The following is an 18,604-nucleotide window of genomic DNA, read 5'->3' as shown; positions in this document are numbered from 1 at the left end:
GTCCAGTCCTTCCGACGGAAAAACTCCGACCCGACGCCGAAAGCCAGCCAGGACACGACCACCGCGGCATAGATCACTCCCGCCCCCTCTCGGCAATGCCGCTGAAAACGTCGGAGTGGGAAGTCGGTATGGCCGACTTCCCACTCCGTATGAAAGGGGGCGTGACGGCTCGGTCGAGCCGGGTCGGGCCGCCGGTTCGGGAGGTGGGCCTCCGATGAGCGGACTGGCGGCCCTGATCGCGAGGTCGCCGGCGGCTATCCGGCCTCGCGCCTGGGCAGGCTCGTTCGGAAACTGCCGAGCGAAGGGTTGCCCATGATGGCCGCAGTGTACGAGTCCGTTCTGGACGCGATCGGCGGGACGCCGCTGTTCCGGTTGGCCCGGCTCGGGGCCGGGATCGCCACGCCGATCTACGCCAAGGCGGAGTTCCTCAACATCGGCGGCAGTGTCAAGGACCGGGCCGCGCTGTCGATGGTCCTGGCCGCCGAGCGGGACGGGCTGCTGGAGCCGGGCGGGACGATCATCGAGGCGACCTCGGGCAACACCGGGATCGGGCTGGCCATCGTCGGGCGGCAGCGCGGGTACCGGGTGATCGCCGGGGTGTCGGACAAGTCGGCGCCGGAGAAGTCCGACATCCTGCGGGCGTACGGGGCCGAGGTGGTGCTGGCGCCGACGGCGGTGGCGCAGGAGGATCCGCGGCACCTGTTCAACGTGGTCAGGCGGCTCGCCGAGGAGATCTCCGGTGCCTGGCTCGCCAACCAGTACGACAACCTGGCCAATCCGGACGCGCATGTCCGCACCACCGGCCCGGAGCTCTGGGAGCAGACCGGCGGCCGGGTGACCCACTTCGTCGCGGGCGTCGGCACCGGCGGCACCGTCACCGGCACCGGCGGGTACCTGAAGGAGGTGTCCGGCGGGTCGGTGACCGTGGTCGGCGCGGACCCGGAGTCCTCCTCGTACGGGGGCGGGGACGGCAGTCCGTGGTTCGTCGAGAGCATCGGCCACTTCCTGCACCCCGAGACGGTCGAGGACCGCTGGCCGCAGGCCCTGCGCTCGGAGGTCGTCGACTCCTACGAGCGGATCCCGGACCGGGAGTCGCTGCTGACGGCCCGGCGGCTCGCCCGCGAGGAGGGCCTGCTGGTCGGCCCGTCCTCCGGTGCGGCGGTGGCGGCGGCGCTGCGGGTGGCGCGTGGGCTGGGGCCGGAGGACCTGGTCGTGGTGCTGCTGCCGGACTCGGGCCGCTCGTACCTCTCCAAGGTGCACAGCGATGTCTGGATGCGGGAGTGGGGCTTCCTGGAGGAGGACGCGACGGACGGCCTGCGCCCGTTGCTGGAGGCCGTCGGCCCGCTGGTGTCGGTGGCCGCGGACGTGACGGTCGACGAGGCGTTGGACCTGCTGCGTGCGGCGCCGGGTGGGGTCGCCCCGGCGGTGCTGGCGCGTCCGGCGCGCCCGTTCGGGGTGAGCGCGACGGAGGTGGTCGGCTCGGTGTCGCGCGAGGTGCTGGCGGCGGCGCTGGCCGACGGCGGGGCCAAGCCGGACGGCCCGGTGCGCCCGCTGCTCGGGCCGGCCCTGCCGACGGTCGGGGTCGGGCAGTCGCCCGCCGAGGCGCGGGCGGCGCTGGCGGGCGGGCGACCGGCGGTGGTGGTGCTGGTGGACGGCCGGGCGGCCGGGGTGCTGACCAGGGAGGTGCTGGCTCGGTAGACGGTGCTGTCCTGGGTCAACTCCCCGTCGTGGGCGCCAGGATGGCGAGGATCACCCGGTCCATGCTGCGGTCGAAGGCCTGGTCGGGGTCGGCGGGCGGGCCGGCGGTGGCGAAGGCCTGCGCGAGGTTGGGGTAGTTGCCGCTCATCGCCGCCTGGGTGAGGTAACCGATCATCTCCGCCTGCCACTTGGCGCCCGCGGCCGCCGTCTGCTCGTACTGGGCGAACTGGCAGATGAAGCCGTTGAACATCGCCATCGCCTCCATCCGCGCCCCGCCGGCGAGGCCGGTGGGGGCGGTGACGGCGAGGAAGTGGTCGGTGTAGCGCAGGGCGTTGGGGCCGATGCTGGGGCGGGCGAGCACCAGCGCCGGCAGCCAGGGGTGGCGGCGGAAGATGGCGAGCTGGGTGTGCCCGAGGCTCGTCAGGTCGGCCCGGACGTCGCCGGTCGGCTCGGGCGGCAGCCGGTACTCGCCGGCTGCCGCGTCGAGCATCAGGTCGAGCAGGTGCTCCTTCTTCGGCACGTAGTTGTAGAGCGACATGGTGCCCGCGCCGAGCGCGGCCGCGACCCGGCGCATCGAGACGGCGTCCAGGCCCTCGGCGTCGGCGATCACGATGGCGGCCGCGGCGATGGATTCGCGGCTGTGGGCCGGCCGGGGGCCTCGGCCGGTGCGCTCGGGGCGCAGCCAGATCAGTTCGGGGGCCTCGGGAGGCGTGGGCCGCTGGGGCGGTGGGGGCTGATGAGCCTGTTCGGGCTGTTCGGGACTGGTGGGGGACTTGCTGGACGGCACTGGAAGATCACCTCGCTCTCCCATCTTAGATACGTACGTCGTACGTAGTAGCATTGCGGCAAGCTTCTACGTACGCTGTACCTAGAGAAGGGCAGAGCCATGTCCCATACCTCCCGACCCGCCATCGAGATGGCGGGCATCGGAAAGCGCTTCGGGGCCACTGAGGCCCTGCGCGGCCTCGACCTGACCGTCCCGGCCGGCACCGTCTGCGGCCTGCTCGGCCCCAACGGCGCCGGCAAGACCACCGCCGTGCGCGTGCTCGCCACCCTGGTCGCCCCCGACCGGGGCACCGCCCGGGTCGCCGGGCACGACGTCGTCCGGGAGGCCGAGGAGGTCCGGCGGGCGATCGGCCTGGCCGGCCAGCACGCCGCGCTGGACGAGGGCATCACCGGGCGGGACAACCTCCACCTGTTCGGCCGGATGCACCGCCTCGGGGCCCGCCGGGCCCGGGCCCGCGCCGACGAACTGCTCACCCGCTTCGGGCTCGCCGAGGCCGGCGACCGGCTGGTCCGCACCTACTCGGGCGGCATGCGCCGGCGCCTCGACCTGATCGCCAGCCTGGTCACCAGTCCGCCGGTGCTCTTCCTGGACGAGCCCACCACCGGGCTCGACCCGCGCAGCCGCCAGGAGATCTGGGGCACCGTCAAGGAGTTGGCCGCCGGCGGCACCACCGTGCTGCTCACCACCCAGTACCTGGACGAGGCCGACCGGCTCGCCGACGACATCGTGGTGGTCGACCACGGCGCCGCGATCGCCACCGGTCCACCGGACCGGCTCAAGGCGGCGATCGGCAGCCAGGTCTCCGTCACCCTGGCCACCGCGGAGCAACTCGCCGCCACCGCCGTGGTGTTGTCCGCCCTCTCGGGCAACGACGCGCAGGTGGACGTCGCCGAGCGGACGGTCACGGTGCTGACGGCGCCCGGGGCCTCCGTCCTCCTGCCGTCGCTGGTACGGGAGTTGGACGGTGCCGGGGTGGTCGCCGAGGACGTCGCGGTCCGGGCGCCCTCGCTCGACGACGTGTTCCTGGCGCTCACCGGGAGGCCGCGCGAGTCCGCAGATTCCACTGGGTCCGCAGGTTCCACCGGATCCGCCGAGCTGGGGAGGGCCGCCTGATGGCCACCGTCGTGTCGCCCGTCGCGTCCACCGCTTCGCGTCCTTCGGCCGGAGGCCGGCTGCTCTCCGACACCGGGACGTCGATGCTCCGCGTCCTGCTCAACTACCGCCACTCGCCAGGCCTGTTGGCTGCCTCGCTGGGCGTGCCGGTGATCATGGTGGTGGTCTTCGGGTACGTCTTCGGCAGCGCCATGCAGGTGCCCGGCGGCGGGGACTACCGGGAGTTCCTGATGCCCGGGCTGTTCGCCATGGTCGCCACCAACGGCATCATGCCCACCATGGTCGGCGCCGCCCGTGACGTCGGGCGCGGGGTCACCGACCGGCTGCGCTCGATGCCGGTCTCCCGCACCGGACTGCTGCTCGGGCAGAACCTCGCCGACCTGCTGGTCAGCCTCGTCGTCCTGGCGCTGCTGGCCCTGGTCGGGCTGGCCGCCGGCTGGCGCGCCCGGCACGGCGTCGGCGACGCGCTGGAGGCCTTCGCGCTGCTGCTGCTCTTCCGGTTCGTGATGACCTGGGTCGGCACGCTGCTCGGCCTGGCCGTCGGCAAGGAGGAGGCGGCTGCTCAACTCTCGGTCGTGGTCTTCCCGTTGGCGATGGTCACCAACGCGTACGTGCCCACCGGCGGGATGCCCGGCTGGCTGCGGGTGATCGCCGACTGGAACCCGATCAGCTCGGTGGTCGAGGCCTCCCGCGAACTGTTCGGCAACCCGGCGGCGCCCGGCACCGCCTGGCCGATGCAGCACGCCGTCCTGGCCACGCTGCTGTGGAGCGCCGTGCTGCTGGTGCTCTGCGGGCCGCTGGCCGTACGGAAGTTCGCCACGCACGGACGGTGAGGTCCGGCCCCGGATCGGTGACCGGCGGGCGGTGCGGTCCGGCCCTGAGTCGGCCGCTCGCCGCCGGTGAGGTCGGCCGCTCGCCGCCGGTGAACCGCCCGGTCACCGGAATGTGCTGGACACCGTGGCCGGTGTGGCCTTAGGTGGGGCGCCATGGAGTACACCCACCTCGGCCGCACCGGCCTGACCGTCTCCCGCCTCTGCCTCGGCACCATGAACTTCGGCCCCCACACCGAAGAGGCCGACGCCCACCGCCTGATGGACACCGCGCACGAGCGCGGCATCAACTTCTTCGACACCGCCAACTCCTACGGCCGCGACAGCGAGGGCAACCTCCAGGGCCGCACCGAGGAGATCATCGGCCGCTGGTTCGCCCAGGGCGCCGGCCGCCGCGAGCGCACCGTGCTCGCCACCAAGGCCTACGCGAACATGAGCGACTGGCCCAACGAGGGCAAGCTCTCCGCGCTCGCCATCCGCAAGGCCGTCGAGGCCAGCCTGCGCCGGCTCCAGACCGACCACATCGACCTCTACCAGATGCACCACATCGACCGGGACACGCCCTGGGAGGAGATCTGGCAGGCGATGGAGGTCCTGGTCGCCCAGGGCAAGATCATCTACGTCGGCTCCAGCAACTTCGCCGGCTGGCACATCGCCCAGGCCCAGGAGGCCGCCCGCTCCCGGCACTTCCTCGGCCTGGTCAGCGAGCAGTCCCTCTACAACCTCCTCGACCGGGCGGTCGAACTCGAGGTCATCCCCGCCCTCCAGCACTACGGCCTCGGCCTGATCCCCTGGTCCCCGCTGCGCAGCGGCCTGCTCGGCGGCGTCCTGCGCAAGGAGCGCGAGGGCACCCGCGGCCGCAGCGCCATGGGCTACGCGAGCGAACTCCTGGAGAAGCACCGCGAACAGCTCCAGGCCTACGAGGACTTCGCCGCCGAACTCGGCACCGACCCGGCCGACCTCGCGCTCGCCTGGCTGCTCTCCCGCCCGGCCGTCACCGCCCCCATCATCGGCCCCCGCACCCCGGCCCACCTCGACGCCGCCCTCGCGGCCTTCGACGTGGAGCTCGACCAGAAGACCCTGGACCGCCTCGACGAACTCTTCCCCGGCCACCGCCCGGCCCCGGAGGACTACGCCTGGTAGGCCCGATTTCGAACTCCCGGTCGCACCGCCGGCGGCCGGGAGTTCGGCATGATGGCCCGGCCCGTTGTGGTAGCAAGGCATTCATGAGGGAGCGGGAGGCGTACCACCACGGGGCGTTGCCGGAGGCGTTGGTGGCGGCGGCGTGTGAGGTGTTGGACGAGCAGGGGCAGGAGAAGGTCAGTGTGCGGGAGGTGGCGCGGCGGGCCGGGGTGTCGGCCGGGGCGCCGTTCCGTCACTTCGCGGACCGGCAGGCGCTGTTGACCGCGGTGGCGGACCGGGTGCTGGCGGACTTCGCCCGCTGGCAGGAGGCGGAGGTGGCGGCCGCGGAGGCGGTCGGCGGGTCGGCGATGCGGGCGCTCGGGCTGGGGTTCGTGCGGTACGCGATGCGCCATCCGCGGCGGTTCGAGCTGGTGCGCTCGCGGGCGTTCACGGCGCACCGCGATCCGGAGCTGCGGGAGCAACTGGACGGCCTGGACAGGGTGTTCGCCGGGCTGGTCGCGGCGGACCAGCGGGCGGGGCTGGTGGGGCCGGGTGATCCGGAGCTGGTGCTGCTGGCCGGTCAGGCGCTGGTGTACGGGCTGGCGCAGATGATCGTGGACGGCTACCTGCCGGCCGAGCGGGCGGAGGAGCTGGCGGTGCGGGTGCTGGACACCTTCCGGGCGGGGATCGCCGGGACCGTCAACCCGCCCGTGCGGTAACGGAATTGTGGCTGTAGCGAGCCTTGACCGGCCTGGTGCGCGCTGATGTAATCACCGATTACATGAGCGCGAGGACCGGGAGGCACAGATGAACCTGTTCGCCAAACCGCAGCCGGGCTACACCACCGCTGCCGCCACCGGCGACACCGTGGTGTTGCTGATCGGCATGCGGATCAACCGCTTCTGGGCGGTGCACCACTGGGGCCCGGTGATGTTCGCGATGTTCCGGATGCTGTACGAGCTGGGCCGCAGCCCCGAGCGCGGCCTGCGCGGCCGCATCCTGCTCACCGCCTCGCCGCGGACGTACTACGTCGTCCAGTACTGGGAGTCGAAGGAGCAGCTGTACCGCTACGCGAGCGCGCCGGACGGCTTCCACCACACCGTCTGGGGCATCGCCAACCGGAAGATGAGGGAGGGCAAGCTCCGCGGTCACGTCGGGCTCTGGCACGAGACGTACATCGTCCCCGAGGGCGGCTACGAGTCGATCTACTTCGACATGCCGGCCTTCGGCCTGGCCGGCGCCACCGGCCAGCTGCCGCTGGAGGCGCGCGGCCGGCACGCCGCCCAGCGCCTGGCCTTCCGCTCGGAGGGTGGAGCGGATGCTAGGGACGAGGCGGAGCCCCGTGCGGAGGGGCTGAGCTGCCCGCACCGCGCCGAGGACCGGACGGGCGCGCAAGGAGTGTCGTGAGTCCGTCCGGCCGCCCCGGTGTGGGAGCGTCGGGGGATGGTCGATCAGGGCGGCGCCGCGCGACCGGCGCGGGTGGTGCACGAGGTGCCGTACCGGGCGCAGTGGGAGTCCGCGGAGCTGGTGCGGGACATCGTCGACGGGCACCTGGACGCGGCCCGGGACCCGCGCTGGGGCCAGTCCGGGGCAGCGACCCCGGAGGAGTACGCCTGGTGGTCCTGGCGGCTGTGCGGGATGGCCTGCCTGCGGATGGTGCTGGAGCACTGGTGGGGGGTGACCCCGGCGGCGATGGTGCTGGCGGGTGAGTGCCTGGCGGCCGGCGCGTACGTCCGGGACGGCGAGAGCCTGCGCGGGCTGGTCCACGTGCCGTTCGCCGAGTACGCCCGGCGGCGCTGGGGGCTGGCCGCCCGGGCGGCGGAGGCGACGCCCGCGGAGGTCGCGGCCGAGCTGGCGGCGGGGCGGCTGGTGATGCTCTCGGTGCACCCGTCGATCCGGGAGCCGAACGGGCCGGAGCCGGTGCGGCGCGGCGGCCACCTGGTGCTCGCGGTGGGCGCCACCGAGACGGCGCTGCTGATCCACAACCCCTCCGGTTTCCCGGGGGAGTCGCAGGCCTTCGCGCGGGTGCCGTGGCGCGTGTTCGGACAGTTCTACGCCGGGCGGGGGATCGTGCTCGGCCCGCCCGGCGCCGTCGAGGGCCAGGTGTCGTCCGCCCGGGTGTCGTCCGGCCGGGGTTCGTCCACCCGGGGTTCGTCCGGCCAGGTGCCGCCCGGCCAGGCGCCGTCAGGTCAGCTGTTGTTCGGCAGCCCCACCGGGTAGAACGGCAGGCCGCTCCGGCACAGCGCCGAGATCGGCTTCAACGCGGCCGCCAGGGCGTCGAGTTCGGCCCGCGGGTAGTCCTCCCAGACCCGGGCGGCGGCCAGATCGGTGGCGGCCTCCAGGGACTGGTGGCGGATCCGGCCCAGCTCGGTGACCGAGCCGGTCGCGGTCAGCCAGCCCCGCTCGACCAGGCGCGCCGCGGCCGCGTCCCACTCGGCGTCCGTCCAGCCGCGCACCGGCTGGAGCTGCTCGCGCCGCATGTCCATCGCGCAGCGGATCACCAGGGCCTCGCAGCCGTCCAGCCCGGCCGCGACCAGCGCGGCCACGTGGCCGTCCCCGCGGTGCTCGCGCATCACCGTGGCGGCCCGCCAGAGCCGCTCGTACAGCCCGGGCGGCGCCGGGAGCGCGGCGTTGGCGGCGGCCAGCACCCGGCCGGCGCAGTCCAGCCGCTCCGCGGCCGCCTCCAGCGTCTCGACCGCCCGCTCGACCTGCCCCCGGTCCACGTGCTCCAGCAGTCGGGCCAGCGCGGCGCCCGAGCCCTTGGTGCGGGCGGCCAGGGCCTCCTCCGGGCTCGCCAGCGACCACAGCGCGGGCAGCGCCCGCTCGACCATCGCCGGGGCGAAGTTGAAGAACGCGGCGGTCACCGGCGGCGCGTCCACCGCGCCGAGCGGGGCGGAGCGGCCGCCGAAGTAGCCGCGCCAGAAGCCGCGCAGGCCGGCCGCCTCGAAGGCGTCGCGACACTCGGGCTGGAAGTAGGTGACGGCGTGCACCGGCTCGAAGAGCCACCAGAGCGCGCGGGCGGGATGGACCAGATCGGCCATCGGGAGACCTTCCTCGGACGGGGCTCCGGGCGGGCGCGGGGAGCTCGGTTGGTCGGCACGGCGCAGGCGGTCGCGCGGGCGGCGGGGTGTCGGGGTGTCAGGGTGCCGGAGCGTCAGGGTGCCGGGGCCGCCCGGGCGGGTGCGTGGGCCGTTCACGTCCTGATGACCACGAGGACGGCCCCGGTAATCCCCGACGGGGTGTGACGACGGTCACGTGGGGGTCGGCCGCACCCCTTCGCGGGCCCGGCCCTGCCTCCCGTTCGGCCTGCTCACGCGGGTACCGGCGGCATCGCCAGCGGGTCGACCGGCATGTGCTCCCGGCAGATCGCCGCGATCGGCCGCAGCGCGGCGGTCAGCCGGTCCAGTTCGCCCGCGGGCAGGCCCTCCCAGACCCGGCCGGCGGCCAGATCGGTGGCGGCCTCCAGGGACTGGTGGCGGATCCGGCCCAGCTCGGTGACCGAGCCGGTCGCGGTCAGCCAGCCCCGCTCGACCAGGCGCGCCGCGGCCGCGTCCCACTCGGCGTCCGTCCAGCCACGCATCGGCTGGAGCACCGCGCGGGCGGCGCCCGTCGCGCAGTGCAGCACCGGCGCCTCGCAGCCGTCCAGCCCGGCCGCCACCAGCGCGGCCACGTGGCCGTCCCCGCGGTGCTCGCGCAGCGTGGTCGCGGCCTGCCACAGCCGCCCGTACACGTCCGCGGGCCGGGGGAGCGCGGCATTGGCGGCGGCCAGCACCCGGCCCGCGCAGTCCAGTCGGGCCGCGGCCGCCTCCAGCGCCTCGGCCGCCCGCTCGACCTGCTCCCGGTCCACCTGCTCCAGCAGCCGGGCCAGCACCGCCGCCGAGCCCTCGGCCCGGGCGGCCAGCGCCTGTTCGGGGCTCGCGTGCGACCAGGCCTCCGGCAGGGCGCGCTCGACCGCCGCCGGGGCGAAGCTGAAGAACGCGGCGATCACCGGCGGGGCGCCCACCACGCCCACCGCGCCCAGCGGGGCCGAGCGGGCGGCGAAGTAGCCGCGCCAGCCGCCGTCCAGCCCGATCGCCTCGAAGGCCGCCCGGCTCTCCGGCTGGAGGAAGGTGACGGCGTAGACCGGCTCGAAGAGCCACCACAGTGCGCGGGCGGGGTGGACGGGGTCGGACATCGGGACACCTTCCTCTTCCTCGGCGGGGCCGACTGCTGGTCGGTCCTGGTCGGTCGTGGTTGCTGGTGGTCGTTGGTGGTCGCTGGTGGTCGGTCGTGGTCGCTGGCGGTCGTTGGTGGTCGCTCCCGAGCTGACCGCCGCGGGGGTGCTCCCGGCAACCCGGGCGACGTGTGATCACGGTCACGCGGGGCTTCGCGGGTGCGGTCGCCCGCGGCGCGGCGCGAGATGATGGGGCGAGGTGCCCGCCCCCGGGCGCCCAGCCCTCGCAAGCCCTCGTACGAAGGTAGTCGGCCATGCCCCAGATCAGCCCCAGCATCCTCTCCGCCGACTTCGCCCGGCTCGCCGACGAGGCCGAGGCCGTCCGGGGCTCCGACTGGCTGCACGTGGACGTCATGGACAACCACTTCGTGCCGAACCTGACCCTGGGCGTCCCGGTGGTCGAGTCGCTCGCCCGGGCCACCGACATCCCGCTGGACTGCCACCTGATGATCGAGGACCCGGACCGCTGGGCCCCGCAGTACGTCGAGGCCGGCGCCGGCTCGATCACCTTCCACGTCGAGGCCGCCGCCGCCCCCGTCCGGCTGGCCCGTGAGATCCGCGCCAAGGGCGCCCGCGCCTCGATGGCGCTCAAGCCGGGCACCCCGATCGAGCCCTACGAGGACCTGCTGCCCGAGCTCGACATGCTGCTGATCATGACGGTCGAGCCCGGCTTCGGCGGCCAGGCCTTCCTGGACATCATGCTGCCGAAGATCCGCCGCACCCGTGAGCTGATCGCCAAGCACGACCTGGAGCTGTGGCTGCAGGTCGACGGCGGCGTCTCCGCGGCCACCATCGAGCGCTGCGCCGAGGCCGGCGCGGACGTCTTCGTGGCCGGCTCGGCGGTCTACGGCGCGGCGGACCCGGCCGAGGCCGTCCGCGGCCTGCGCGACCTCGCCGCCAGGGCCAGCGCGGACGCCTGGTGGGCCTGCGAGCACTGAACCCCCTGTAGCCGCTTCCCGCCCCCGCGGCGCCGCCGGATGGCCGGGCACGGGTGGAGGAACCCCGCACCGTGACGGATGATCGGTGACGGTGAACCCCCTCTCCGCCCGGCCCTTCCCGTTACGGTGGTGGAACCGCGATGAGCAACCTCGACCTCCAGCCCACCCCGACCAGCTGCGGTCGCGAGGCCAGCGGCGGGCCGGTGAAGGATCTGCTGACGGGCCGTCAAGTCCAGCTCGGCGAGAGCACGGTGGTCCGCCGACTGCTCCCCAATCTGGGTCGCCGGATGGTCGGCGCCTGGTGTTTCGTGGACCACTACGGCCCGGATGACATCGCCGACGAGCCCGGCATGCAGGTGCCGCCGCACCCGCACATGGGCCTGCAGACGGTCAGCTGGCTCCACCAGGGCGAGGTGCTGCACCGCGACAGCCTGGGCAGCCTGCAGACCGTCCGGCCGTACGAGCTGGGCCTGATGACCTCCGGCCGGGCGATCTCCCACTCCGAGGAGTCCCCGCGCCCGCACGCCCGCTACCTGCACGGCGCCCAGCTCTGGGTCGCCCTCCCGGACGCCCACCGGCACACCGCCCCCGCCTTCGAGCACCACCCCGACCTGCCCGTGGTCACCGCCCCGGGCCTGCGCGCCACCGTCATCCTCGGCACCCTGGACACCGCCACCTCGCCCGGCACCACCCACACCCCGCTGGTCGGCGCGGACCTCGCCCTCACCGAGCGCACGGACCTCGCCATCCCGCTGGTCCCGGAGTTCGAGTACGCCGTCCTCGCCATGACCGGCCGGATCGACGTCGACGGCGTCCCGGTCGAACCCGGCTCGATGCTTTACCTCGGCTGCGGCCGCCGCCAACTCCCGCTCCTCGCCCGCTCCGACGCCTCGGTGCTGCTCCTCGGCGGCGAGCCCTTCGAGGAGAAGATCGTCATGTGGTGGAACTTCATCGGCCGCTCGACCGAGGACATCGCCGAGGCCCGCGCCGCCTGGATGACCGGCACCCGCTTCGGCGAGGTCCACGGCTACGCCGGCGCCCGCCTCCCCGCCCCGGCCCTGCCGGACCTGCCCCTGAAGCCCCGCGGGCGCGAGCGCTGAGGCCGCGGGGCGCCCCCGCCGGCGGGGGCGCCCCCTGGGTATGGGGTCAGGCTGCTGCGGCCAGGTCCGCGAGGCGGGTGAGGGTGGCCGGGATGCCGGCGGTGACGGCCGGGCCGACGTGGGGGGCGAGGTCGGGGGCGGCCGGGCCGGTGATCTCGACCCGGTGGGTGATCCGGGTGCGGCCGTCCTCCTGGGGTTCCAGGGTGTGGATGAAGTGCAGGACCAGGCCGTTGACCGCGGTCTCGTCGGCGAAGCGGCGGTCGGGCTCGACCTCGGTCAGGGTGAACGGCAGCTCATCCTGGCCCTTGGGCGTCAGCACCCCCTTGGTGCCCACCTCGAACGGCCCGTGCAGGGCGATGGCGGCCAGCCCGTGGTCCCAGCGCAGCCAGCTCTCGGGGTCGCGGTAGAGGGCCCAGACCGCCTCGGGGGTGACATCGGCGACCAGGCTGTGCTCGTACTCCCACATGGGAATTCCTTTCTTCGGTTCGCCTTCACCTTGGCACCGGGGGCCGGCCCGGCCCCAGTGCCTGAGTCACCGGTCGAGGGGGAATCGAGCACCACCCGAGGCATGAGGAATTCACGGGTGCGCCCCTATACTCCCCCCGAGTCACGGGGAAGTGCGGGTGGGGAGAGTGGAACCGGTGGACGAGACGGCCGGGTTCGACGCCCCTCCGCCGAGGCTGGCGCTGGCGATCGTGGTGGTCGTCCAACTCGGCTTCGTGGTGGTCGGTTTCCTCAACCTGGCCACGTGCCACCCGACGCGCGGCCAGTTCCTCGCCGCGGGGCTGATCTTCCTCGGCGTCTCGGCCCTCCAGTTCGTGCACTGCGCGCCCGGGCTGCGGGAGGTGCGGGAGCGGTTCGGCCGCTGGACGCTGTCCGCGCAGGCCGTGCTCACCTACCTGCCGCTGGTCTTCTTCGGCTTCTCCTGGGGCGGGATGCCCGGCTTCCTCGGCTCGTCGGTGCTGCTCCTGCTGCGCGGCGCGGTGGCGGGCGCGGCCTTCGGGGCGGTGGTGGCGTCCGCCGGGATCAGCGGGCTGCTGCTGGGCGTCGGGGTGGCCGAGTCGGTCTACCTGACCGTGGCCGCCGCGCTGACCGGGCTGATCGTCTTCGGCCTGACCAGCCTCGCCCAGCTGGTCATCGAGGTGCGACGGGCCCAGCAGGAGCTGGCCCGGCTGGCCGTCACCCGGGAGCGGCTGCGCTTCGCCCGCGACCTGCACGACCTGCTCGGCTACAGCCTCTCGGCGATCACGCTGAAGAGCGAGCTGACCAGCCGGCTGGTGACGGCCAATCCGCAGCGCGCGCTGGAGGAGCTCGGCGGCGTGCTGGAGATCTCCCGGCAGGCCCTGGCCGACGTCCGGGCGGTGGCCCGCGGCTACCGGGAGATGTCGCTGGCGGGGGAGGCGGTCTCGGCGCGCTCGGTGCTCGCCGCGGCCGGCATCGAGGCCCGCTTCGACGTGGACGGCCTGCGGCCCGACGGCCCGGCCGACACCGTGCTCGCCACGGTGCTGCGCGAGGGCGTGACCAACCTGCTGCGGCACAGCACGGCGGAGCGCTGCGTGGTCGAGGGCCGGGTGGCGGGCGGGCGGCTGCGGCTCACCCTCTCCAACGACGGGGTGCCAGGGGACGGTGCCGGGCCTGGAGACGGCGACGGGCGCGGGGGCGGGTTGGACAACCTGGAGGTGCGCCTCGCCGAGCTCGGCGGCCGGCTGAGCGCGGGGTCGGACGACCGGGGGTGGTTCCACCTGGTCGCCGAAGTCCCGTGCTGAGCAAGGCCGTCGGGGGTCGGGCGACGCCCGTCAGAGCAGCCAGCCGGACTCCGCCGCGATCCTGATCGCGTCGATCCGGTTCCGGGCGCCGAGCTTGGTGACCACCGTCGTCAGGTAGTTGCGCACCGTCCCGGCCGACAGGTGCAGGGCGGCGGCGATCTCCCCGGCCTCGGCCCCGCCCGCGGCGGCCCGCAGGACCTCGGCCTCGCGCGGGGTCAGCGGGCTCTCCCCGCTGTCGAAGGCGTCCAGCACCAGCTGGGGGTCGACCACCCGCCGGCCGGCGGCGACCCCGCGGACCGCCTCGGCGAGCCGGTGCGGCGGCGCGTCCTTCAGCAGGAAGCCGGAGACCTTGGCCTCCAGGGCGCGGCGCAGGGTGCCGGGGCGCCCCAGGCTGGTGAGGATCAGCGTCCGGCACTGCGGGAGCTCGGCGTCGAGCAGGCGGGCGGCGGTCAGGCCGTCCAGGCCGGGCAGGTCGATGTCGATGATCGCCACGTCGGGCCGGGTCTCCAGGGCCTTCGGCACCACTTGGTCGCCGCGGTCGGTCTCGGCGACCACGGAGAGGTCGTCCTCCAGGTCGAGCAGTGCCACGAGCGCGCCCCGGACCATGTGCATGTCCTCGGCGAGCAGTATGCGTATCACCAGGTAGTCCCCCCAATGCGACGTCCGGGCGGACCTGCCCGGACGGACCTCCGATGGTAGGGCGTGCGCACGGACCCGGGGCTAGCCTGGCCCGCATGTACAACGACGGTCTGGTGACGTGCACCGCGCGTGAGCTCGTGATTCGCCGGTACTACTTCCCGCTGGCCTCGGCCAAGCGCATCCCGTACGGGCGGATCCGCGGGCTGCGGCAGGTGCCGCTGACCCGGGTCGGCGGGCGGTGGCGGATCTGGGGCTCCGGGGACTTCGTGCACTACTTCAACCTCGACCTGGGGCGGGTGGACAAGAGCGTCGCCTTCGTCGTCGACCTCGGGGCGCGCGTCAAGCCGGTGATCACCCCGGACGAGCCGGACCGGCTGGTCGCGGCGATGGCCGCGCACAGCATCCCGGTGACCAGGGGGTAGCCCCGGAGTCCGTACCGACCGCGCCGGGGCGTCAGTTGAGCGCGGCGCGGGGCGGGTGGGGCCAGCTGGGGTGGTGCTGGTCGATGACGAAGTGGTGGCCGTGCTGCCACGCGCCGCCGGCGGCGGGGCGGGCGTCGGCGAGGTGGGGGTGGCCGGCCGGCAGGTCGGTGTGGAGGTGGGGGAGGGTGTCCGGATCCCGGGCGGGCCACAGGGCGGCGGCGGCCAGCGCGGCGGCGAGGGCGACCGCGCCCAGGACGACGGCGGTGACCGGGAGTCCGGCGCCGGCCGCGAGCCAGCCTGCCAAGGGGTAGGTGAGCAGCCAGCAGCCGTGCGAGAGGGAGAACTGGGCGGCGAAGGCGGCCGGCAGGTCGGGGTCGGCGGCGGAGCGGCGGACCACCCGGCCGCCGGGTGTCAGGACGGCCGAACTGGCGGCGCCGACCAGGGCCCAGGCGGCGAGCAGGGCGAGCCAGCTGCCGGTGCCGGCCGGGGCGGCGGTGATCACGGTGACGGCGGCGAGGACGCCGGGCAGGGCGAAGGCGGCGGGCAGCATGACGGACCGGTCGCTGACCCGGGCCAGCAGCCGGGGCAGCAGCAGGGCGGCGAGCATCGAGCCGACTCCGTACGCGCCGAGGGCCAGCGAGACGGCGCCGGCCGGGCGGTGGAAGTGGTCGCGGACCACGTTGACGGTGTCGACGAAGACGATCGCCCCGGCCGCCGCCACCGCGAGGTCCAGGGCGAGCAGGGCCCGTAGCCGCGGGGTGGCCCGGAACAGCCGGGTGCCCGCCGCGGCCCGGCGGTGGAACCCGCTGCCGCGTTCGACGGGTCGGGGTTTGGGCAGCACGGCGGAGACGACCAGGGCGGCGGAGGTGAGGAAGCCCGCGGTCGTCCCGGCGAACAGCCAGTTGTACGGGACTACCGACAGCAGCAGGGCGGCGAGGGCCGGGCTGAACAGCGATTCGAGGTCGTAGGCCAGCCGGGACATCGACAGCGCCCGGGTGTAGTCGCGTTCGGCGGGCAGCACCTCGGGGATGGTGGCCTGGAAGGTCGGGGTGAAGGCGGCGGAGGCGGCCTGGAGCAGGAAGATCAGGACGTAGACCTGCCACACCCGGTCCACGAACGGCAGGGTGAGCGCGACGGCGGCCCGGGTGAGGTCCATCGCGACCATCAGGGTGCGCCGGGGGATCAGCCCGGCGAGGGCTCCGGCGACCGGGGCGACGGTCACGTAGGCGACCATCTTGATCGCCAGCGCGGTGCCGAGCACGGCCGAGGCGTCGCTCCCGGCTATCGAGTACGCCAGCAGCGAGAGCGCCACGGTGGCCAGGCCGGTGCCGACCAGGGCGACGACCTGGGCGGTGAACAGGTGGCGGTAGGTGTGGTTGCGCAGCACGGTCAGCATGGGCCCGTCCCGGGGCGGCGAGGGGGTGGGATGTGGGCCCATCATAGGCAATGCGTGCGTACCTGTGCACCTATTGGTGGGAGCGGAACAGCCTCGCACGCGGCTCCGGGACTCAGTCGTGCGGTGGCAGGTGCCCGATCTGGTGGTCGGCGACGTTCAGCGCCTCGTCCACCAGCCGGCGCAGGTGGCCGTGGCGCAGCGAGTAGACCACCCGACGGCCGTCCTTGCGGGTCGCGACCAGCCCGGCCAGCCGCAGCTTGGCCAGGTGCTGGCTGACCGACGGCCGGGCGGCGCCGGTCGCCTCGGTCAGCGTGGTCACGTCCGCCTCGCCCCGCCCGAGCCGCTCCAGGAGGGCGAGCCGGGTGCGGTCGGCCAGCAGGGAGAGGACGGACGCGGCGACGTCCAGTCGCGCCTCGGCGCGCTGCTGCGAGCGGTGTGCATCTGCCAGATCGGCGCCGGAGCTCATGCCGTCATCCTAGGGCCGACCCTGGAGCGCGTGCGCAGGTGCGCTCATGACGACGGGCCGCGTCGGCGGCGCAGGTAGGCCACCGTGACGGCGGCCAGCAGCGGTCCCCAGAGCAGCAGCGGGGCGTAGCAGGCGACCAGGACGGCGGTGTGCCAGTCGCCGGACAGCATCGGGAGGCCGTCGCGCAGCGGGCGGCCCTGGAGGGTGCGGCCGGTGGACACCATCACCGTGACCAGCACGGTGACGGCGGTGAGGATGGCGGCGCCCAGCGCGGCCGGGAGGACGGCCGCCATGACCGGGACGGGGCGGCCGCCCAGCAGCGGGAGCCGGCGGGGGAAGACCTCGCCCCAGCGGGCGACCAGGCCGAGCGCCGTGAAGGCGAGCAGCTCGGAGACGGCCGACAGCAGGACGACGTACAGCTCCAGCGGCAGCCACCACGGCAGGTTGCCGGAGTCCTGGGCCGAGTCGCCGCCCAGCGGGACGTGGAAGGTGCAGGTGGCGATCCGCCAGGCGGTGGAGGGCAGGACGGTGAAGGGCACCGCCCGGGCGGCGATCCGGGCCCAGCGGGGGACGCCCGGGACGGGGGTGTGGGCGGCGGCCCAGGCGGCGCGCAGGCGGCCGGTGGCGGGCGGCGATGGGGCGGGCGGCAGCGGGGCGGCTGGCAGTGGAACGCGGGCGGTCATGCGGGGTACTCCGGCTCGGCGGGGGCGGTGCCCCAACGCTCCCAGCCGGACTGGGAGGTGGGCCTCGACCGGGAGGAGGAACCGTCTCCCCCCGGGGAGGGAGGGGCCATTGGGCCCGCAGCCGAGCCGGTCGGCCGGTCAGCCGATCAGCCGGCTGGCTGCTCGACCGACTGCTCGTCGGCGGCGGCGGCGGGCGCCGGGGCCGGTTCGAGGTCGCCCATCCGCGGGATCACGACCAGCGCGGCGAGGATCAGGGAGCCGGCGATGATGATCGGGGTGCGGACGCTGACGGTGGAGCCGATCCAGCCGCTGAGGGACGCGCCGATCAGCATCCCGATCCGCATCAGCATCAGGTAGCAGCTGTTGACCCGGCCGAGCAGCTCCTTGGGCACGGTCTGCTGGCGCAGCGAGATCGCCTGGACGTTCCAGATGACCACGCCGAAGTTGCCCAGCGCGAACAGCGGCGCCACCAGGAACACCGAGGGGCTCAGGCCCATCAGCAGCAGCGCGGAGCCCATCAGCACGAAGGAGAGGGTGATCCGGGCCCGCCGGCCCATCCGCTCGCCGATCCGCCCGGCCAGCATGCTGGCCGCCGTGCCGCCCGCCACGCCGGTGGCGAGGACGGCGCCGAAGGCCCAGGTGGGCTCGTGCAGGGTGCGGGTGACCAGCAGCGCCATCATGGTGATGCCGAGCGAGGAGGCGCCCGCGGCGACGGCGGAGAGCGAGGCGACCAGGCGCAGCTGCTTGTGCCCGTACAGCCAGCGGACGCCCTCGCGGACCTCGGTCATGATCCGGCGCTCGGACTTCGCCCGGGGGGCGCCGGAGCGGCCGGTGGCGGCGACCAGGGCGGCGGCCAGTGCGAAGGACAGGCCGTCCACGGTGAACGGGTAGCCGGCCGCGACGGCGAACAGGGTGGTGCCGACCAGCGGGCCGATCATCCGGCCGACCAGCAGACCGCCCTGCAGCCGGCCGTTGGCGACGTCCAGCCGGTCGGAGCTGACCACGTCCGGGATGGCGGAGGTGGCGGCGTTGACGAACACCGTCTCGCCGCAGCCGAGGATGAAGGCCAGTGCGGCGAGCAGGGCCAGCGGCGGGGTGGTGGAGAAGACGCAGGCGGCGAAGCCCAGCACGATGGCGGCGCGGCCGAGGTCGATGGTCCACATCAGCCGACGGCGGTCGAAGCGGTCGGCGATGACTCCGCCGAACAGGGACATCAGCAGCCAGGGGAGGGATCCGGCCACCGCGACCACGGACACCGCCGACGGGGAGTCCGAGATGGCCAGGGCGAGCAGCGGCAGCGACGAGTCCCGCATGCCGTCGCCGACCGCCGAGATCGACGACGCCGACCACAGCATGGTGAATTTCCGGCCCAGTTGGGGCTTGGTGCGGTCCGGGGGTGTCGCTAGGCTGGCTGAGGTCACCGACGCAGTA

20 protein-coding genes are annotated in these 18,604 nt (G+C 74.3%); 11 read left to right on the top strand and 9 right to left on the bottom strand.

Annotated features, from left to right (window positions below; all coding sequences use genetic code 11):
* Window positions 1–324 precede the first annotated feature (324 nt).
* A complete protein-coding gene (locus ACFVXG_RS20980; protein WP_387929555.1) occupies window positions 325–1,698 on the top strand; it encodes a pyridoxal-phosphate dependent enzyme in 1,374 nt (457 codons plus the stop codon).
* 16 nt (window positions 1,699–1,714) lie between these two features.
* On the opposite strand, the gene ACFVXG_RS20975 is transcribed toward ACFVXG_RS20980, so the two are convergent.
* The gene (locus ACFVXG_RS20975) at window positions 1,715–2,485 is read right to left on the bottom strand and encodes a TetR/AcrR family transcriptional regulator (RefSeq protein ID WP_387929553.1); all 771 of its coding nucleotides are present in this window, start codon (window positions 2,483–2,485) and stop codon (window positions 1,715–1,717) included.
* Window positions 2,486–2,584: 99 nt separating this feature from the next.
* Between ACFVXG_RS20975 and ACFVXG_RS20970 the strand changes: the two genes are divergently transcribed.
* The 6 genes from ACFVXG_RS20970 (at window position 2,585) to ACFVXG_RS20945 (ending at window position 7,770) form a co-directional block, all read left to right on the top strand.
* The gene (locus tag ACFVXG_RS20970; RefSeq protein ID WP_387929551.1) at window positions 2,585–3,598 is read left to right on the top strand and encodes an ATP-binding cassette domain-containing protein; all 1,014 of its coding nucleotides are present in this window, start codon (window positions 2,585–2,587) and stop codon (window positions 3,596–3,598) included.
* Window positions 3,598–4,431, top strand: coding sequence for an ABC transporter permease (locus ACFVXG_RS20965; protein ID WP_387929549.1), 834 nt, complete (start codon window positions 3,598–3,600; stop codon window positions 4,429–4,431). The genes ACFVXG_RS20970 and ACFVXG_RS20965 overlap by 1 nt, the downstream gene beginning before the upstream one ends.
* Window positions 4,432–4,584: 153 nt before the next feature.
* Window positions 4,585–5,571, top strand: a complete 987-nt coding sequence (locus ACFVXG_RS20960; protein WP_387929547.1) for an aldo/keto reductase — start codon at window positions 4,585–4,587, stop codon at window positions 5,569–5,571.
* Between the two features lie 83 nt (window positions 5,572–5,654).
* Complete coding sequence (locus tag ACFVXG_RS20955) at window positions 5,655–6,269, top strand: TetR/AcrR family transcriptional regulator (RefSeq protein ID WP_387929545.1); 615 nt, start codon at window positions 5,655–5,657, stop codon at window positions 6,267–6,269.
* Window positions 6,270–6,357: 88 nt separating this feature from the next.
* Window positions 6,358–6,957 carry a DUF4188 domain-containing protein gene (locus ACFVXG_RS20950; protein ID WP_387929544.1) on the top strand — a complete coding sequence of 200 codons (600 nt, stop codon included), beginning with the start codon at window positions 6,358–6,360 and terminating at the stop codon, window positions 6,955–6,957.
* Window positions 6,958–6,993: 36 nt separating this feature from the next.
* Complete coding sequence (locus ACFVXG_RS20945; RefSeq protein ID WP_387929542.1) at window positions 6,994–7,770, top strand: C39 family peptidase; 777 nt, start codon at window positions 6,994–6,996, stop codon at window positions 7,768–7,770.
* On the opposite strand, the gene ACFVXG_RS20940 is transcribed toward ACFVXG_RS20945, so the two are convergent.
* Entirely contained in the window at window positions 7,740–8,591 is an 852-nt protein-coding gene (locus tag ACFVXG_RS20940) for a hypothetical protein (RefSeq protein WP_387929540.1), read from the bottom strand. The genes ACFVXG_RS20945 and ACFVXG_RS20940 overlap by 31 nt on opposite strands.
* Window positions 8,592–8,860: 269 nt before the next feature.
* Window positions 8,861–9,724 (bottom strand): hypothetical protein, encoded by an 864-nt coding sequence (locus ACFVXG_RS20935; protein ID WP_387929538.1) that lies wholly within the window; start codon window positions 9,722–9,724, stop codon window positions 8,861–8,863.
* Window positions 9,725–10,017: 293 nt separating this feature from the next.
* Here ACFVXG_RS20935 and rpe point away from each other — a divergent pair, with 293 nt between their 5' ends.
* Both rpe and ACFVXG_RS20925 read left to right on the top strand, forming a co-directional pair.
* Window positions 10,018–10,701 (top strand): ribulose-phosphate 3-epimerase, encoded by a 684-nt coding sequence (rpe, locus tag ACFVXG_RS20930; RefSeq protein WP_387929536.1) that lies wholly within the window; start codon window positions 10,018–10,020, stop codon window positions 10,699–10,701.
* 140 nt (window positions 10,702–10,841) lie between these two features.
* Window positions 10,842–11,801, top strand: coding sequence for a pirin family protein (locus ACFVXG_RS20925; protein WP_387929534.1), 960 nt, complete (start codon window positions 10,842–10,844; stop codon window positions 11,799–11,801).
* Between the two features lie 46 nt (window positions 11,802–11,847).
* Here ACFVXG_RS20925 and ACFVXG_RS20920 read toward each other — a convergent pair whose 3' ends face one another.
* On the bottom strand, window positions 11,848–12,267 hold the full coding sequence (locus tag ACFVXG_RS20920) for an SRPBCC family protein (RefSeq protein WP_387929532.1): 420 nt from the start codon (window positions 12,265–12,267) through the stop codon (window positions 11,848–11,850).
* 175 nt (window positions 12,268–12,442) lie between these two features.
* Here ACFVXG_RS20920 and ACFVXG_RS20915 point away from each other — a divergent pair, with 175 nt between their 5' ends.
* Window positions 12,443–13,567 carry a sensor histidine kinase gene (locus ACFVXG_RS20915; RefSeq protein ID WP_387929530.1) on the top strand — a complete coding sequence of 375 codons (1,125 nt, stop codon included), beginning with the start codon at window positions 12,443–12,445 and terminating at the stop codon, window positions 13,565–13,567.
* 30 nt (window positions 13,568–13,597) lie between these two features.
* Here the strand turns inward: ACFVXG_RS20915 and ACFVXG_RS20910 are convergent, their stop codons facing one another.
* Window positions 13,598–14,209 (bottom strand): DNA-binding response regulator, encoded by a 612-nt coding sequence (locus ACFVXG_RS20910; protein ID WP_387929842.1) that lies wholly within the window; start codon window positions 14,207–14,209, stop codon window positions 13,598–13,600.
* Window positions 14,210–14,301: 92 nt separating this feature from the next.
* Between ACFVXG_RS20910 and ACFVXG_RS20905 the strand changes: the two genes are divergently transcribed.
* Window positions 14,302–14,628: a hypothetical protein gene (locus ACFVXG_RS20905; RefSeq protein WP_350508584.1), complete on the top strand. Its 327-nt coding sequence runs from the start codon at window positions 14,302–14,304 to the stop codon at window positions 14,626–14,628.
* Window positions 14,629–14,659: 31 nt separating this feature from the next.
* On the opposite strand, the gene ACFVXG_RS20900 is transcribed toward ACFVXG_RS20905, so the two are convergent.
* The 4 genes from ACFVXG_RS20900 to ACFVXG_RS20885 form a co-directional block, all read right to left on the bottom strand.
* Window positions 14,660–16,024, bottom strand: coding sequence for an MFS transporter (locus ACFVXG_RS20900; RefSeq protein ID WP_387929528.1), 1,365 nt, complete (start codon window positions 16,022–16,024; stop codon window positions 14,660–14,662).
* Window positions 16,025–16,136: 112 nt separating this feature from the next.
* Entirely contained in the window at window positions 16,137–16,490 is a 354-nt protein-coding gene (locus ACFVXG_RS20895) for a metalloregulator ArsR/SmtB family transcription factor (RefSeq protein WP_350508582.1), read from the bottom strand.
* A gap of 44 nt (window positions 16,491–16,534) precedes the next feature.
* Complete coding sequence (locus ACFVXG_RS20890) at window positions 16,535–17,173, bottom strand: hypothetical protein (RefSeq protein WP_387929526.1); 639 nt, start codon at window positions 17,171–17,173, stop codon at window positions 16,535–16,537.
* A 146-nt stretch (window positions 17,174–17,319) separates the two neighbouring features.
* Window positions 17,320–18,594: an MFS transporter gene (locus ACFVXG_RS20885; protein WP_387929524.1), complete on the bottom strand. Its 1,275-nt coding sequence runs from the start codon at window positions 18,592–18,594 to the stop codon at window positions 17,320–17,322.
* Window positions 18,595–18,604 lie beyond the last annotated feature (10 nt).

The organism is Kitasatospora sp. NPDC058162, assembly GCF_042884005.1.
Classification (GTDB): domain Bacteria; phylum Actinomycetota; class Actinomycetes; order Streptomycetales; family Streptomycetaceae; genus Kitasatospora.
This window is presented reverse-complemented; position numbering and strand designations above follow the sequence as displayed.

What these genes read in the sequence shown, in the direction of transcription:
- ACFVXG_RS20890 (WP_387929526.1), bottom strand. Translation starts at nt 17,173, where the DNA reads ATGACCGCCCGCGTTCCACTGCCAGCCGCCCCGCTGCCGCCCGCCCCA.
- ACFVXG_RS20945 (WP_387929542.1), top strand. Translation starts at nt 6,994, where the DNA reads ATGGTCGATCAGGGCGGCGCCGCGCGACCGGCGCGGGTGGTGCACGAG.
- ACFVXG_RS20960 (WP_387929547.1), top strand. Translation starts at nt 4,585, where the DNA reads ATGGAGTACACCCACCTCGGCCGCACCGGCCTGACCGTCTCCCGCCTC.
- ACFVXG_RS20895 (WP_350508582.1), bottom strand. Translation starts at nt 16,490, where the DNA reads ATGAGCTCCGGCGCCGATCTGGCAGATGCACACCGCTCGCAGCAGCGC.
- ACFVXG_RS20925 (WP_387929534.1), top strand. Translation starts at nt 10,842, where the DNA reads ATGAGCAACCTCGACCTCCAGCCCACCCCGACCAGCTGCGGTCGCGAG.
- ACFVXG_RS20955 (WP_387929545.1), top strand. Translation starts at nt 5,655, where the DNA reads ATGAGGGAGCGGGAGGCGTACCACCACGGGGCGTTGCCGGAGGCGTTG.
- ACFVXG_RS20970 (WP_387929551.1), top strand. Translation starts at nt 2,585, where the DNA reads ATGTCCCATACCTCCCGACCCGCCATCGAGATGGCGGGCATCGGAAAG.
- ACFVXG_RS20950 (WP_387929544.1), top strand. Translation starts at nt 6,358, where the DNA reads ATGAACCTGTTCGCCAAACCGCAGCCGGGCTACACCACCGCTGCCGCC.
- ACFVXG_RS20920 (WP_387929532.1), bottom strand. Translation starts at nt 12,267, where the DNA reads ATGTGGGAGTACGAGCACAGCCTGGTCGCCGATGTCACCCCCGAGGCG.
- ACFVXG_RS20900 (WP_387929528.1), bottom strand. Translation starts at nt 16,024, where the DNA reads ATGCTGACCGTGCTGCGCAACCACACCTACCGCCACCTGTTCACCGCC.
- ACFVXG_RS20965 (WP_387929549.1), top strand. Translation starts at nt 3,598, where the DNA reads ATGGCCACCGTCGTGTCGCCCGTCGCGTCCACCGCTTCGCGTCCTTCG.
- ACFVXG_RS20905 (WP_350508584.1), top strand. Translation starts at nt 14,302, where the DNA reads ATGTACAACGACGGTCTGGTGACGTGCACCGCGCGTGAGCTCGTGATT.
- rpe (WP_387929536.1), top strand. Translation starts at nt 10,018, where the DNA reads ATGCCCCAGATCAGCCCCAGCATCCTCTCCGCCGACTTCGCCCGGCTC.
- ACFVXG_RS20935 (WP_387929538.1), bottom strand. Translation starts at nt 9,724, where the DNA reads ATGTCCGACCCCGTCCACCCCGCCCGCGCACTGTGGTGGCTCTTCGAG.
- ACFVXG_RS20940 (WP_387929540.1), bottom strand. Translation starts at nt 8,591, where the DNA reads ATGGCCGATCTGGTCCATCCCGCCCGCGCGCTCTGGTGGCTCTTCGAG.